This window comes from Kitasatospora sp. NPDC048407 (assembly GCF_043200475.1).
Taxonomy (GTDB): domain Bacteria; phylum Actinomycetota; class Actinomycetes; order Streptomycetales; family Streptomycetaceae; genus Kitasatospora.
The window spans coordinates 109075-124024 of the sequence record NZ_JBICXW010000012.1; the positions used below are offsets into that span (position 1 = coordinate 109075).

The window sequence follows — 14950 nt, forward strand, 5'->3', positions numbered from 1 at the left end:
CCGTGCTCAGACCTGCTCGGCCAGCTCCAGCCAGCCCATCTCCAGCTCCTCCTTCTCCTCGCGGACCTTGCGCAGCTGCGCGTCCAGCTCGGCGACCTTGGAGAAGTCGGCGGCGTGCTCGGCGAGTTGGGCGTGCAGCTTGGACTCCTGCTGGTCCAGCTTGGCGATCTGCCGCTCCAGCTTCTGCATCTCCTTCTTCGCCGCCCGCAGGTCGCCCGCCGACAGGCCGGAGGTCTCCGCGGCGGCCGGGATCTGGGCGGCCGCGGCCGCGGCGGCGGCCTCCGCCATCGCGGTGCGGCGCTCCAGGTACTCGTCGACGCCGTTCGGCAGCATCCGCATCCGGCGGTCGCCGAGCAGCGCGTACGAGGTGTCGGTGGTCCGCTCGATGAAGAACCGGTCGTGGCTGATCACGATCATCGAGCCGGGCCAGCCGTCGAGCAGGTCCTCCAGCTGGTTGAGGGTCTCGATGTCCAGGTCGTTGGTCGGCTCGTCCAGGAACAGCACGTTCGGCTCGTCCATCAGCAGCCGCAGCAGCTGAAGGCGGCGACGCTCACCACCGGACAGGTCGCCGACCGGCGTCCACTGCTTGTCCTTGCCGAAGCCGAACTGCTCGCACAGCTGCCCGGCGCTCATCTCCCGGCCCTTGCCGAGGTCCACCCGGCCGCGGATCTGCTCGACCGCCTGCAGCACCCGGGTCTCCGGGTCCAGCTCGGCCACCTCCTGCGAGAGGTACGCCAGGCGCACCGTCTTGCCGACCTTGATCACGCCGCCGGCCGGCTGCACGTCGCCCTCGGTCGCGTACGCGGCCTGCATCGCCCGCAGCAGCGAGGTCTTGCCGGCGCCGTTCACACCCAGCAGACCGATCCGGTCACCCGGGCCGAGCTGCCAGGTCAGCCGCTCCAGCAGCAGCTTCTCGCCCGCCTTGACGGTCACGTCCTCCAGGTCGAAGACCGTCCGGCCCAGCCGCGCGTTGGCGAACTTCATCAGCTCGGACTTGTCGCGCGGCTCCGGCACGTCCGCGATCAGCGCGTTCGCCGCCTCGATCCGGTACCGCGGCTTGGACGTCCGGGCCGGGGCACCGCGACGCAGCCACGCCAGCTCCTTGCGGGCCAGGTTCTGCCGCTTCTGCTCCTCCGTCGCCTCGATCCGGGAGCGCTCGGCGCGGGCGAACACGTAGTCCGAGTAGCCACCCTCGTACTCGCGGACCTCACCACGCTGAACGTCCCACATCCGGGTGCAGACCTGGTCCAGGAACCACCGGTCGTGGGTGACGCAGACCAGCGCCGACCGGCGGTTCTGCAAGTGCTTCGCCAGCCAGGCGATGCCCTCCACGTCCAGGTGGTTGGTCGGCTCGTCCAGCACGATCAGGTCCGGCTCGCCGAGCAGCAGCTTCGCCAGCGCGATTCGCCTGCGCTCACCACCCGACAGCGGCCCGATCACGGTGTCCAGCCCGTTCGCGAACCCCGGCAGGTCAAGCCCGCCGAACAGACCCTGAATGATGTCCCGGATCCGCGCATCGCCCAGCCACTCGTGGTCGGCCCGGTCCGCGATCACCTCGTGCCGGATCGTCGCCGTCGGATCCAGCGAGTCGTGCTGCGTCAGCACCGCCATCTGCAACCCACCGGAGTGGGTGATCCGCCCGCTGTCCGGCTCCTCCAGCTTCGCCAGCATCCGGATCAGCGTGGTCTTGCCGTCACCGTTCCGGCCCACCACACCGATCCGGTCCCCCTCACTGACGCCGAGACTCACCCCGTCCAGCAGGGCCCTGGTGCCGTACACCTTGGTGACGGACTCGATGGTGGCGAGGTTGACGGCCACGAAGCTGCACTCCTGGGGAAGGGGGGTGGAACGAACCCCCAGCCTAGTGCCGTCGAGCAAGCGATCAGGGGCGCGGAGAACTGCGGGACAAGCGCACACCACGTCCGAAACGTCGCGACCACGTGCAAGTCATGGCCCTGCGTCGCGATCTTGCCGCTGGGTGCCTTCCGCTTCGCGCAGTTCTCCCCCAGCCCTGGGGGGCTGGGAGGTGCCTCCACGCGCCCCTGATTCGCCTTACCGCGCCCGGTCCAGCAGATCCCGCTGCTCGCCCGTCAGCTCCAGCTCCAGCGCCCCCAAGCTCTCCTCCAGCTGCGCCACCGACGACGCCCCCACCAGCGGAATCACCGGAAGCTCGCCGCCGAGCAGCCACGCCAGCACCACCTGGTTGCGGGTCGCCCCGGTCTCGCGGGCCACCGCATCGAGCGCGGCGAGCCGGGCCGGGGTGCCGGCGTGGTCGAAGGACGGGCCGAGGGGCTTGTCGTCGCGGACGTAGGCGCCGCCGAGCAGCGGGGAGTAGGCGACCAGGGTGAGTTCGGGGCTCTCCTTGAGGTACGCGATCAGGTCGCCCTGGACGGCGGCCTGGTCGCCGTCCTGGCTGAGCAGGCCGGGCCGGTCGCCGCGGCGGCGCAGGTAGGTGTGGCCGTACTGGAGCACCTCGTAGCCGGGCAGCCCGGCCTGCGCAGCGATGTGGCGGGCCCGCTCGACCCGCCAGGACCAGTGGTTGGAGACGCCGAGCAGCCCGACCGTCCCCCCGTTCACGAGCTCCCCGAAGGCGTGCACGGTCTCGGCGAGCGGCACCGCGGTGTCCTCGATGTGCGCGTACAGCAGGTCGAGCTTCTCGACGCCGAGTCGCTTGCGGCTGGCCTCGGACGAGGCGCGGATCACCTCGGCGGACAGGCCCTCCCCGTTCTCGATGAACCCGGTGCCGGGGGCCTTCGGACGGGCGCCGAGCTTGGTGGCGATCACCACCTCGTCGGTGATGCCCCGGCTGGCCCGCCAGCGCCCGAGGACCTCCTCGCTGGTGCCGCCCTGGCTGCCGTCCTGCCAGTACGCGTAGTTGTTGGAGGTGTCGATGAAGGTGCCGCCCGCCTCCACGTACCGGTCCAGCACGGCGAAGGAGGTGGCCTCGTCGGTGAGCGTGCCGAACAGCATCGCGCCGAGGCTGAGCACGCTGACCTCGCGACGGGTACGCGGGTCGGTTCCGATGGTGCGCTTGCGCATCCGGGTTCCCCTCGTCTCCGCGGCCCGCCCGGTGCGGGCCGCGGCAACGAGTCTCGAACCCGGAGCGCGCTCCAGGTCAAGCAGCGGCCGGGCGGCTTCGCCGGCCAGGGCGAATGGGCCGACGCCGACCAGGTCGTCATGGTGGTCGAGGTGACCTCGTACGACACCGACACCGACCGCCGCGACCGGGACGAGAAGCCGCGGGCCTACGCGGAGACTGGCATCCCGGTCTATCTCCTCATTGACCGGGACAGCTGCGAAGTGTCGGTCCACAGCGAGCCCGAGGACGGCCAGTACGCAAGCCTGGTGCGGCGGCCCTTCGGCAAGACCGTCGTGCTGCCCGACCCGGTCGGGATCAGCCTGGACACCGGACCGTTCAAGGCGTGGGTGCGCTGACCACCGTCGCCCCGGGCACCGGCCCGTACGTGGCGTGGGCAGTGCGGCAGGTGCCGGAGGTGCGGAGGGTGGTGGCGATGTGGGCGGCGGCGTCGGCGTCCTTGGCGAGGAAGGCGCAGGTGGGGCCGGAGCCGGAGACCAGGGCGGCGAGGGCGCCGGCCTCGGTGCCGGCGTGCAGGGTGTCGGCGAGCGAGGGGCGCAAGGAGACGGCGGCGGCCTGCAGGTCGTTGCTGAGGGCGTCGGCCAGCGCGACGGGGTCGCCGTCGGCGAGGGCGGCGAGCAGGGCGGGGTCGGCGTCGGGGGTGGGCACGTCGTCGATGGTGGCGCCGGTGCCGGACTCCTCGCGGATCCGGTCGCACTCGCGGAACACCGCCGGGGTGGAGAGTCCGCCGTCGGCGACCGCGAACACCCAGTGGAAGGTGCCGGAGACGGGCAGTGCCTCCAGGATCTCTCCGCGTCCCCGGCCCAGCGCGACGCCGCCGAGCAGCGCGAACGGGACGTCGGAGCCGAGCTCGGCGGCCAGCTCCAGCAGGGTCTCCAGCGGGGTGTCCAGGCCCCACAGCGCGTCGCAGGCGACCAGCGCGGCCGCACCGTCGGCGCTGCCGCCGGCCATGCCGCCGGCCACCGGGATGGCCTTGGCGATGTGCAGGTGGACGCCGGGGTCGGCGAGGCCGTGGTGCGCGGCGAGCAGGCGCGCGGCGCGGGCGGCCAGGTTGGTGTCGTCCAGCGGGACGGCGTCCGCGTCGGGACCGGTGCAGGTCAGGGTGACGCCGTCGGCCGCGGTGGCGGTGACCTCGTCGCCGAGGGCGACGGCGAAGAACACGTTCGCCAGGTCGTGGTAGCCGTCGGGGCGGACCCCGCCGACGCCGAGCTGCACGTTGACCTTGGCGGGTACCCGGACCGTCACCATTACTGTTCCTGCGCCTTCGGCTTGTGCTCGGCGATCGCGGCGAACTGCTCGACCGTCAGCATCTCGCCGCGCAGCGTGTGGTCGATGCCCGCACCGCGCAGCGCCTCCTCGGCGGCGGCGGGCGAGCCGGCCCAGCCGGCCAGCGCGGCCCGCAGGGTCTTGCGGCGCTGCGCGAACGCGGCGTCCACGACGGCGAACACCTCGCGGCGGGTGGCGGTGGTGGACGGCGGGTCGCGGCGGATCAGCGAGACCAGGCCGGAGTCGACGTTCGGCGCGGGCCAGAACACGTTCCGCCCGATCGCGCCGGCCCGCTTCACGTCCGCGTACCAGTTGGCCTTCACGGACGGCACGCCGTACACCTTGTTGCCGGGCTTGGCGGCGAGCCGGTCGGCGACCTCGCTCTGCACCATCACCAGCGTGCGCTCGATGCTCGGGAACGTCTCCAGCATGTGCAGCAGCACCGGCACGGCGACGTTGTACGGCAGGTTCGCCACCAGCGCGGTCGGCGCGGGGCCGGGCAGCTCGGTGACGTCCATCGCGTCGCTCAGCACCAGGTCGAAATTGGCGGCCTTGCCCGGCATCCGGCCCTTGACGGTGTCCGGCAGGTGCCGCGCCAGCAGCGGGTCGATCTCCACCGCCGTCACGTGCCGCGCCACCTCCAGCAGCGCCAGCGTCAGAGACCCGAGCCCCGGCCCGACCTCGACCACCGCGTCCTTCTCCGTCACCTCCGCCGCCCGCACGATCCGCCGCACGGTGTTCCCGTCGATCACGAAGTTCTGCCCGCGCTGCTTCGTCGGCTTCACGCCGAACGCCTCGGCCAGCGCACGAATGTCGGCAGCCCCCAGCAGGTGGCCGTCAGAGGTGGGTTCGGTGGTGCTCACCCGCCAAGGATACGGGGGTCAGAGCTCCACCAACTGCTTGAGATCGATCTCGACCGGGAACGGCAGGTCGGTACGGAGCAGTCCCTCGTGCACGGCGACCGGAAGATAGACGCCCTGCAGCTCGTCACGCCGGAACTCGTGCACGACGGGGAGGTCGTTGTCGCCGCGCTCGACCCGCCAGTAGGACGGGATTCGCTGCTCGGCGTAGATCCCGGGCTTGCTGAAACGGTCTGCCACACGTGAGCCGGGCGACACCACCTCAACGGCCAGAACCACCGACTCGGGCGGAGTGCACTCCAACTCGAAAACGTTCAGGTCGGTCCGGTCGAACACGACGACATCGGGCAGGAGAACGGTGTACTCGTCGATCAGCACACAGCGCTCTGCGTCTGCGACGTAGGGCTCGACCCGAGCCGCTCGAAGCGCCGAGTACAGCTCGTTGCGCACCCGGTCGTGCCACCACTTCGTCTGCCCCCGGACCACGATCGCTCCGTCCACCAGTTCCCACTTGAACGGCAGGTCGATCACGCTGAGCTCGCTGTACGTCCAGCCATTCGCCGGCGGGTACATCAAGTCGATCGGTTCGGCGCTCATCACAGCCTCCTCACTGCCTCCATGCTAACGAGCGGACCCCGCACCGGGATGCGGTCAGTACCCGAACGCCCGCGCCGTGTTGGCGCTGATCGCCGTCGCCAACTCGTCCTCCCCCAGCGTCAGATGGGCCGCCATCGCGCGCAGCGTGACCGGGATCAGGTAGGGGGCGTTGGGGCGGCCGCGGTAGGGGTGGGGGGTGAGGAAGGGGGCGTCGGTCTCGATCAGGACGCGGTCGAGGGGGGTGGCGGTGAGGGCCTCGCGCAGGGGGTGGTTGGCCTTGTAGGTGACGGGGCCGGCGAAGGAGAGGTACCAGCCGTGTTCGGCGCAGGTCCTGGCCATGGCGGCGTCGCCGGAGTAGCAGTGGAAGATCGTGCGCTCGGGGGCGCCTTCTTCGAGCAGGACGGCGATGACGTCCTCGTGGGCGTCGCGGTCGTGGATGACGAGTGCCTTGCCGTGGCGCTTGGCGATCTCGATGTGGCGGCGGAAGGACTCCTTCTGCAGGTCGACGCCCTCGGGGCCGGTGCGGAAGTAGTCGAGGCCGGTCTCGCCGACGGCGAGGACGTGCGGCAGGGCGGCGAGGCGGTCGATCTCGCCCAAGGCCTTGTCGAGAGCGTCCTGGCCGCCGGGCGAACGGCGCTGGCCGGACCAGCCGTCGGGGTCGCCGAGGAAGATCCGCGGGGCCTCGTTGGGGTGCAGCGCGACGGCGGCGTGCACCTGCTCATACTCGGCGGCGAGGTCCGCGGCCCACTGCGAGCCGGGTACGTCGCAGCCGACCTGGACGACGGTGGTGACGCCGACGGACGCGGCGCGGGCCAGTCCCTCGGCGGGGGTGCCGGACTGCATGTCGAGGTGGGTGTGCGAGTCGGCGACGGGGACGGCGAGCGGCTCGGGGAGCGGCGGCGGGGTGCTGCGGTCGTCGTTCTTCTTGCTGGCCATCAGGAGGCGATCTTCTCTTCGAGTCGGCGAGGCGGCGGACGGCGGCACGGCGGTGGCCCCCGACGAAATCCTAGTCACCGGAGAACGCCGCGGCCCCGGACCGCATGGGCGGTCCGGGGCCGGGGGTCGGTCGGTTCAGCGGGGGCGGTGGCTCCGGAAGAGGCGGTTCCACCAGTGCAGGACCCTCGGCTTGCGGGGCTTCTGCGGACCCTCGGGTTCAGCGGTGGGGGCGTAGCCGGGGGCGGCGGCCATGGCGGCCAGTCCGGCCACTCGGCCGGCCCGCATGATCCGGACCCGTTCGCCGCCGCAGCCGGGGCAGACCAGTTCACGCAGCGGGGACGGCACCTTGACGCCGTTCGCCTTGTACTCGACCAGGATGTGTCCGTCCCGGTCCATGTGGTGTTCGATGTCGTACGCCTGCTCCCAGCCGTAGCCGCAGTTGAGGCAGACGAAGGAGTAGGCCTCACGGACCGTCTCCACGGGGGTTCGCGGCCGGGTGGTCAGCCCGAGGCCGCTGGGCGCTCCGCCTTCCAGGGGGCTGTCGATCGTGTCGCTCATGCGCCACCTCGCTTCGCTCGGAGCCCGTCGCCCGACCTGGCGGGCCCGGCGCGGGTCTTTCCATCCCAGGGAATGCCCGGGAGGGTCCGTCCGATGCCCGGCTTGCCAAGTCTTGGTTCCGAATTGGCCCTCCGCTGGGGTTGCTCATTCCAACGTACGACCGATTTCGGCCACGGGCACTCGTCGAGTCAGCCGGCGTGCTCGGCAGCCACCACGGCACCGAACTCGTCGGGTCAGCCGCCGTGCTTGGCGGCCACCACGGCGTCGAAGACGACGGACTTGCGCAGGCCGAGTTCGGTGGCGACGGCGGCGATCGCCTCCTTGCGGCGTTCGCCGGCCTCCTCGCGGGCGGCGACCCGGCGGGCGAGTTCGGCGGGGCCGACCTCCTCGGGGGCGGCGGGCGGGGCGCCGGCCACCACGACGGTGATCTCGCCCTTGACGCCGTCGGCGGCCCAGGCGGCGAGTTCGGCGAGCGGGCCGCGCTTGACCTCTTCGTAGGTCTTGGTGAGTTCGCGGCAGACCGCGGCGGGCCGTTCGGCGCCGAACGCCTCGGCCATCGCGGCGAGGGTTTCGGCGATCCGGTGCGGGGCCTCGAAGAACACCATGGTGCGCGGTTCGGCGGCGATCTGGGCGAGCTGCCGGGAGCGGTCGCCGGCCTTGCGGGGCAGGAAGCCTTCGAAGGTGAACCGGTCGACCGGCAGCGCGGACAGCGCCAGCGCGGTGAGCACGGCGGAGGGGCCGGGCACGGCGGTCACCTTGATCCCGGCGGCGACGGCCGCGTCCACCAGCCGGTAGCCGGGGTCGGAGACGGAGGGCATGCCGGCGTCGGTGACCAGCAGGACCCGGGCGCCGTCCTGGAGGGCGGCGACGAGTTCCGGGGTGCGGGCGACCTCGTTGCCCTCGAAGTAGGACACCACCCGGCCGGTCGGCGTCACGCCGAGGGCCTGGGTCAGCCGGCGCAGCCGCCGGGTGTCCTCCGCCGCGATCACGTTCGCCTCGGCGAGTTCGGAGCGCAGTCGGGGCGGCGCGTCCTCGACGTCGCCGATGGGGGTACCTGCCAGTACGAGAACACCAGTCACGGCACCATCCTCCCCTACCGGAGGGGGGTCCTCACCGGGACGGACGCGGCGCGGTGCGGCGCGGGCCGTGCGGGGACCCCTTGTGACTTCAGCCGTTGCCCCTACGATGTGGCCCGTGAGCGGCGACATGGACAGTGGTATGGACCACCCCGAATGGGGTGGCGTGAGCGTGCTGGAATCGGCCGATCCGGCCGCCGTTCCGGCACCGCGCGCCGAGCCGGAGCCGGACTCCCGGTGGGCCCGGGCGCTGTCCGGCGTGGGCTACCGCGCGCCGCGGCGCACGGCGGTGGACGAGCAGTTGGTGCCGCCGATGCCGGACGGACCGGGCGTCACTCCGGAGCGCGTCGCGCCGTCCCCGCTGCTGGCCCGGCTGGGCATCCGGCTGCCGGACGCGCTCTGGGCGTGGCTGTGCCGCTGGTCCGGCTGGCTCGGCCCCATCGCGGTGGCCGCGTTCGCCGGCGTGCTGCGCTTCGTCAATCTCGGCGGGCCGCACGCGCTGATCTTCGACGAGACGTACTACGCCAAGGACGCGTACTCGCTCTGGCAGGTCGGTTACGAGACCAACTGGTCCGATGACGCCAACAACCTGATCACCGGCCCGAATCCGACCGTCCCGTTCCGCACCGACCCGGCGTACATCGTGCATCCGCCGGTCGGGAAGTGGATCATCGGCCTGGGCGAGCAGATCTACGGCATGAACCCGTTCGGCTGGCGGTTCATGATGGCCGTGCTCGGCACCCTGTCGGTGCTGATGCTGGCCCGGATCGGGCGGCGGCTGTTCCGCTCCACCCTGCTGGGCTGCGTGGCCGGGCTGCTGATGTCGGTCGACGGCCTGCACTTCGTGCTCAGCCGCGCCGCGATCCTCGACCTGATCGTGATGTTCTTCTTCCTGGCCGCGTTCGGCCTGCTGCTGATCGACCGGGACAGGAGCCGCGCCCTGGTCGCCGCCCGTCTCGAACAGGGCCTCGGCGGCGAGTGGTGGCACCTCGGCTGGCGGCCCTACCGCCTGGCGGCGGGCGTCAGTCTCGGCCTGATGATGGGCACCAAGTGGAGCGGCGGCCCGGCGATCCTCGCGTTCCTGCTGCTCAGCGCGTTCTGGGACTCCTCGGCCCGCCGCCTGGCCGGCGGTATCCGCCGCACCCCGGACGGGCGGCCGATCGGCGAGGGCGGACGGCTGCTGCGGCACGCCTGGGACTTCTTCTGGTCCGGCCTGACTCTCGGCCTCACCGCACTGGCCACCTACCTGGCCACCTGGACCGGCTGGATCATGTCCTCGACGCAGCCCGGCAAGGGCGGCTACTTCCGCGACTGGGCGGTGCAGAACCCGGGCGGCTTCGGCCCGGACTGGCTGCGCAGCCTGTGGCACTACCACTACACGATGTGGGACTTCCACACCCACCTGCACAGCCCGCACACCTACCAGTCCAACCCGTGGAGCTGGATGGTGCTGGGCCGCCCGGTGTCGTTCTTCTACGAGTCGCCGAAGAACGGCCAGGACGGCTGCACCACCTCCGACTGCGCCCGCGAGGTGCTGGCGATCGGCACCCCGCTGCTGTGGTGGGCGGGCATCGCCGCGCTGCTGTACTGCCTGTACCGCTGGCTGTGGCGCCGCGACTGGCGGGCGGCGGCGCTGCTGAGCGGCGTGGCGGCCGGCTACCTGCCCTGGTTCATGTACCAGGAGCGCACGATCTTCCTGTTCTACGCGGTGTGCTTCGTGCCGTTCATGGTGCTGGCGGTGACGATGATGATCGGCGCGATGCTTGGCCCCGCCGACGCCTCGCCGGACCGCCGGCTGGCGGGGGCCACGGGTGCGGGTCTGCTGATCACAGCGATCATGTGGAATTTCCTGTACTTCTATCCGATCTACACCGGCCAGACGATCCCCATGTCGGACTGGAACGGCCGAATGTGGCTCAGTACCTGGATCTGAGCCACCGGAACCACACCGGAAACCGTGTACCGGATCTGTCACAAACGGACGGCGTGTCGTGAGTGCACGGATGGTGTCTGCTTATGGTGTCGTGGCCGCTGAATTCCGACGGCCATGACACATCTCGGGGGGCTCCACGTGAACAACGGCGCGAAGATCGGCATCGCCTCGGCCGCCACTGTGTTGCTCCTCGCCGGTGGCTACGGGGCCTACGCCCTGGTCTCCGGCGATTCGGACAGCAAGGAATCCGCCAAGAAGCCCCGCACCGTGGTCGCCGAACCGCCCAGCCCCGAGCTCGCCGCGTCCGGCGCCAAGGCGTTCCTGGACGCCTGGGGCAAGGGCGATCTGTCCGCCGCGGCCAAACTCACCGACGACCCGGACAAGGCGCAGGCCGCGATGCAGGCCTTCAAGGACAGCGTGAAGCCCAGCGCCGTCCACCTCACCGTCGGCGGCCCCACCACCGCGCCCAGCCCGTCCGCCTCCAAGTCCGCCGCCGCCTCGGCATCGGCGCCGGCATCCGCGTCGGCGCCGGCTCCGGCGGACTCCGGTCCGACCGGGGTGTTCGAGAGCTTCAAGGCCTCGCTGGAGTTCGCCGACACCGGCACCCCGTGGAACTACGACGGCGTGCTCGGGGTGGTGAAGATGAGCGACGGCACCGCCGCCGTGCACTGGGCACCCACCGTGATCCACCCGAAGCTGGACGCCAACGAGACCATCGGCGTCAAGCCGGTGTTCGCCGCGCCCTCCGCCGTCACCGACCGCAAGGGCAAGCCGCTGGCCGGCTACGCCTCGCTCACCGGTCTGCTCAACCAGCTGAAGGCCGCCGCCCCGCAGGGCAGCCCGGAGGACGCCGGCACCGCCGTGGTGATCTCCCCGGCCGCCGGCAACGGCGCCTCCGAGAAGCTGTTCACGCTGAAGGAGCCCAAGGCCGTCCCCAACCTGAAGCTGACCCTGGACGCGGACCTCCAGGCGGCCGCCGAGGCCGCGGTCTCCGCCCAGGGCAAGCCGGGCTCGCTGGTGGCGATCGAGCCCAGCACCGGCGGCATCCTGGCCTACGCCTTCTCCCCCACGAACGGCCAGAACCGGGCGTTCTCCGGGGCGACCGCGCCCGGCTCCACCCTGAAGGTGCTGACCGCCGCCGCGCTGCTGGAGGCCGGCCTCACGCCGAGCAGCTCGATGCCCTGCCCGGAGACCACCATGGTCACCGGCAAGTCCATCAGCAACGACTTCAAGGGCGCGCACCCGGAGTACACGCTCACCGACGCGTTCATCAATTCCTGCAACACCTCGTTCATCGAGAAGGGCAAGGACACCCTCAAGGCGAACAGCCTGCCCTCGCTCGCCAAGGACGTGTTCGGGATCGGGCTGGTCTGGAAGACCGGCCTGTCGAACTTCGACACCGACATCCCGACCGAGACCAACATGGCGGGCGCGGCCAGCGAGTTCATCGGCCAGGGCAAGGTGCGCGCCAATCCGCTGGGCATGGCGTCGATCGCCGCGACCGTGCAGTCCGGGGTGTTCAAGCAGCCGATCCTGGTGCCCGGCATGGACCAGGTGAAGGCCGCCCGGACGCTCTCCCCCGAGGTGCTCTCCAGCCTGCGGTCGCTGATGACGCAGACCGTCAAGTCCGGTACCGCCGCGGCCGTGAAGCCGGCCCTGCCGAGCGGCTCCGGCGCGAAGACCGGCACCGCCGAGGTCGACAACACCGCCGACGCGAACTCCTGGTTCACCGCCTACTCCGGCGATCTGGCCGTCGCCGCCGAGTTCCAGGGAGCCGGACACGGCTCGGCCGCGGCCGGTCCGGCCTCGTCCAAGGTGCTGGGGGTCGGCAACCACAAGTGACGGCGGGCGGGGCCCCCGCCCGGCCTGCGGGACGGCGGGGGCTACTGCGCGAAGCGCCGCAGCAGGTTCTCGGTGACCTGCCGGGTGAACGCGCCGGCCTTCCCGTCGATGCCGTGGATGCCGCCCTGGCCGGTCGCCTCCAGCGACTCCACCCACCGCATGGTGCCGGTGGCGAACACCAGCGCGCCGCTGCCCGCCGTGTACAGCGCGGTGTCGGCGAACGAGTGCCGGCCCTCGCAGACCACCGGCGAGTGCGACAGCACCTCGATGCCCTGCGGGGTCGGGAAGGACGGGTCGACCCGGTCGTACTCGACGCCCACCAGGTGCGGGAAGCTGTCGCCGGCCTTCGCGCCGGTGCCCGCGAACAGCCAGTGGCCCGGCTCGGTGACCACGTACGGGGCGTCCACCGGGTAGCCGTCGTAGATCACGCCGAGCAGCGAGGACTCGGGGTCGGCGCCGGGCGGGGAGCGGAAGTCGGTGGTCGCCGGGTGCCCGGCCTGGTACCCGGGGTCGTCCTTCCAGGCGCCCTTGTAGCAGACCACCGTGCGGTCCGGCCCGGTCGGTGACGGCTCGTACCGCACCCGCCGGAAGCAGCAGTTGGCACCCAGGATCGCCAGGTGCGATCCGGCGTCGCGGGCGGCGGTGAAGTGCGCGCGCTGCTCGGGCGACCAGTACTCGTCGTGACCGAGCGAGAGCACCGCCTTGGCGCCGTGCAGCAGGTTCGGGTCGGCGGCGACGTCGATGCCGGTGGTGTACGACAGCGGGATGCCGAGTTTCTCGGCCTGCGCGACCAGCGGGGCCTCGTAGACCAGGAACAGGCCCGCGCCGTCGTCGTACTGGTACGGCCGGTCGAAGCTGACCTGGAGCGAGCGGGTCGGCAGGCCGCCGGACGGGCCGTTGTACAGGTTGTAGCCGCCCCACTCGTTGTAGGCCTGCCAGGTGGAGACCGCGTTGACCACCACGGTCGTGCCGGCGGTGCTGCGCGAGCGCACCGTGAGCGGCACGTACCGCTGCCCGGCGCCGCCGTCCGCGTCCAGCCGCAGCAGGTAGCAGCCCTCCGGCCAGCCGGTGGTGTCGACGGCGGTGCTGCGCGGCCAGGCGGTGATCACCATGCGGGTGGGCTGTTCGACGGTGAACGGCTGCTGCTTGCTGCCGGGCAGCCGCTCCGACTTCCACACCTGCCGGGCGCGCGCCCCGCCGTACCAGCCCATCCGGTAGGCGGTGACGGTGTAGCCGGGCGCGGTGGTGGAGACGTGCAGACCGACCTGTTCGCCGGGCAGCACGCCGGCCCGGTCCGCCCAGCCCTCGATCGCGTCGGCCGGGCCGGCGTTGCGGATCACCCAGTCGGCGTTGCCCGGTTTGGCGTTCTCCGCCGCGGTGGCGGACGGTGCGGGGCTCGGCGCGGCGGCCCCGCCGCTGCCTCCGGTGGCGGTGCGGTTCGGGCCGCAGGCGGCGAGCGAGGCGGCGGCCGCGCCGGCGGCCAGGCCCAAGAAGCGGCGTCGTCCGGTGGCGCCCAAGATCACTCCCGTGTTCGTACGGTGTCCCGGGACACCATAGGCACTGCGAGGGGCCGCCGCTGCGTCGCCCGGCGCCGGGGCACCGGAAACGGCCGCCCGGGGGCCGCCGCCAGCCGCGGCCACAGCACCAGGACGGCGGGCAGCGCCAGGTAGCCGAACCGCCCGGCCGGGGCCAGCGCGAACGCCACCGTCAGGCCCGCCGCAAGCAGGTCGCAGGCGGCGACCGCGGTGGCCGGCGGGTGGGCCCGCAGCCACAGCGCGACGGCCAGCGCACCCAGGCACAGCAGGGTCAGCGACAGGGTGTGGCCGAGCGGGCCGAGACCGGCCAGCACCTTGCCCGGCAGCGGGCTGCCCGCCGGCGTGTGGACGGCCGTCAGCCCGAGCGGGAAGCGCACCACCTGCTCGTACAGTTCGCGCGGGTGGAGCACCACGAACGGGCCGATCACCGCCCCGCCGAGGGCCAGCACCGGCCAGGCGGCCCGCAGCGCCGGGCGCAGGCCGTGACGGCGGTGCAGCAGTAGCAGCGCGATCGGCAGCGCCGGCCAGGCCGTCCACTTCAGCGTGCAGGCCAGCGCCAGCACCAGGCCGGTGCGCAGCGGGTGGCCGCGTTCGGCGAGCGCCATGGCCAGGCAGCAGACGCCGATCAGCGGCAGGTCGACGCCGCCGACGGTCAGCGCGGGCGCGATCAGCGGCGAGGCGGTGAGCACCGTCAGCGGCAGCGCCGGTGTCCGCACCGGGGCGGGGCGCAGCAGCCGCCAGCCGGCCAGCAGGCAGGCCAGGAACGCCGCGGCGAACCACAGCCGGGCGTCGCCCAGCACCCGCACCGCCGGGCCGCCGGCCGCGCCGAGCAGCAGCCGGGGCAGGCCGAACAGCGACATCGCGGGCAGGTAGGGGTTGTAGTCGACGACGTGAACCGGGTGCGGCAGGTACGGGCTTCCGGTGTGCAGCAGCAGCGCCGCCGACCGTTCGACCACCGTCACCTCGGACTGGTGCCGCCCGGCCAGCGCCAGCGCCCCGAGCGGCAGCAGCACCGCGCTCAGCGCCGCCGCGGCGGCGGCCGCCCGCGCCGCGATCCCGCGCGGCAGCGTCAGCGTCAGCACCGCGGCGAGCAGGTACCCGGGCGCCGCGAACCGCCCCCAGGCGACCTGGTTGGCCAGGTGCGACACCAGCGGAAACGCCCCCGCCCAGCCCGCTGCCGCCAGCCACCCGCCGGCCTGCACCACGGGGTGCCCGAACACGCGCAGGACCCGTCGGGTGCTCGCCATGGC

The 14950-nt window shown here is 72.4% G+C and carries 12 protein-coding genes and 1 pseudogene; 3 read left to right on the forward strand and 10 right to left on the reverse strand.

Translation table 11 applies throughout. From position 1 onward, the window contains the following. Nucleotides 1–6: 6 nt before the first annotated feature. A complete protein-coding gene (locus ACGFWJ_RS22370; RefSeq protein ID WP_387638129.1) occupies nt 7–1818 on the reverse strand; it encodes an ABC-F family ATP-binding cassette domain-containing protein in 1812 nt (603 codons plus the stop codon). A gap of 234 nt (nt 1819–2052) precedes the next feature. Then, complete coding sequence (locus tag ACGFWJ_RS22375) at nt 2053–3039, reverse strand: aldo/keto reductase (RefSeq protein WP_392952231.1); 987 nt, start codon at nt 3037–3039, stop codon at nt 2053–2055. Nucleotides 3040–3135: 96 nt separating this feature from the next. Here ACGFWJ_RS22375 and ACGFWJ_RS22380 point away from each other — a divergent pair. Next, nucleotides 3136–3435 (forward strand): annotated as a pseudogene (locus ACGFWJ_RS22380) (Uma2 family endonuclease); the annotation flags it as partial. On the opposite strand, the gene ACGFWJ_RS22385 reads toward ACGFWJ_RS22380, so the two are convergent. The 6 genes from ACGFWJ_RS22385 to rsmI all read right to left on the reverse strand — a co-directional run bounded on the left by ACGFWJ_RS22385 (nt 3416) and on the right by rsmI (nt 8393). Beyond that, on the reverse strand, nt 3416–4345 hold the full coding sequence (locus ACGFWJ_RS22385; protein ID WP_392952234.1) for a 4-(cytidine 5'-diphospho)-2-C-methyl-D-erythritol kinase: 930 nt from the start codon (nt 4343–4345) through the stop codon (nt 3416–3418). The pseudogene ACGFWJ_RS22380 and the gene ACGFWJ_RS22385 sit on opposite strands and share 20 nt — an antisense overlap. Then, nucleotides 4345–5226, reverse strand: coding sequence for a 16S rRNA (adenine(1518)-N(6)/adenine(1519)-N(6))-dimethyltransferase RsmA (gene rsmA / locus ACGFWJ_RS22390; RefSeq protein WP_387638138.1), 882 nt, complete (start codon nt 5224–5226; stop codon nt 4345–4347). Before rsmA ends, ACGFWJ_RS22385 begins: the two co-directional genes overlap by 1 nt. A gap of 18 nt (nt 5227–5244) precedes the next feature. Continuing rightward, nucleotides 5245–5820 carry a Uma2 family endonuclease gene (locus ACGFWJ_RS22395; RefSeq protein WP_387638140.1) on the reverse strand — a complete coding sequence of 192 codons (576 nt, stop codon included), beginning with the start codon at nt 5818–5820 and terminating at the stop codon, nt 5245–5247. A gap of 54 nt (nt 5821–5874) precedes the next feature. Beyond that, nucleotides 5875–6756, reverse strand: a complete 882-nt coding sequence (locus ACGFWJ_RS22400; RefSeq protein ID WP_392952238.1) for a TatD family hydrolase — start codon at nt 6754–6756, stop codon at nt 5875–5877. A gap of 135 nt (nt 6757–6891) precedes the next feature. Beyond that, nucleotides 6892–7314 (reverse strand): hypothetical protein, encoded by a 423-nt coding sequence (locus ACGFWJ_RS22405; protein ID WP_387638144.1) that lies wholly within the window; start codon nt 7312–7314, stop codon nt 6892–6894. A 233-nt stretch (nt 7315–7547) separates the two neighbouring features. Further along, nucleotides 7548–8393, reverse strand: coding sequence for a 16S rRNA (cytidine(1402)-2'-O)-methyltransferase (gene rsmI, locus ACGFWJ_RS22410; protein WP_392952240.1), 846 nt, complete (start codon nt 8391–8393; stop codon nt 7548–7550). 139 nt (nt 8394–8532) lie between these two features. Here rsmI and ACGFWJ_RS22415 point away from each other — a divergent pair, with 139 nt between their 5' ends. Together ACGFWJ_RS22415 and ACGFWJ_RS22420 are read left to right on the forward strand one after the other, a co-directional pair. After that, on the forward strand, nt 8533–10323 hold the full coding sequence (locus tag ACGFWJ_RS22415; RefSeq protein ID WP_392952443.1) for a dolichyl-phosphate-mannose--protein mannosyltransferase: 1791 nt from the start codon (nt 8533–8535) through the stop codon (nt 10321–10323). A gap of 114 nt (nt 10324–10437) precedes the next feature. Continuing rightward, entirely contained in the window at nt 10438–12165 is a 1728-nt protein-coding gene (locus ACGFWJ_RS22420; RefSeq protein ID WP_387638149.1) for a penicillin-binding transpeptidase domain-containing protein, read from the forward strand. A gap of 41 nt (nt 12166–12206) precedes the next feature. Here the strand turns inward: ACGFWJ_RS22420 and ACGFWJ_RS22425 are convergent, their stop codons facing one another. Together ACGFWJ_RS22425 and ACGFWJ_RS22430 are read right to left on the reverse strand one after the other, a co-directional pair. Continuing rightward, complete coding sequence (locus ACGFWJ_RS22425) at nt 12207–13688, reverse strand: N,N-dimethylformamidase beta subunit family domain-containing protein (RefSeq protein WP_392952243.1); 1482 nt, start codon at nt 13686–13688, stop codon at nt 12207–12209. After that, nucleotides 13685–14947, reverse strand: coding sequence for a glycosyltransferase 87 family protein (locus ACGFWJ_RS22430; RefSeq protein WP_392952246.1), 1263 nt, complete (start codon nt 14945–14947; stop codon nt 13685–13687). The genes ACGFWJ_RS22425 and ACGFWJ_RS22430 overlap by 4 nt, the downstream gene beginning before the upstream one ends. Nucleotides 14948–14950: the final 3 nt, after the last annotated feature.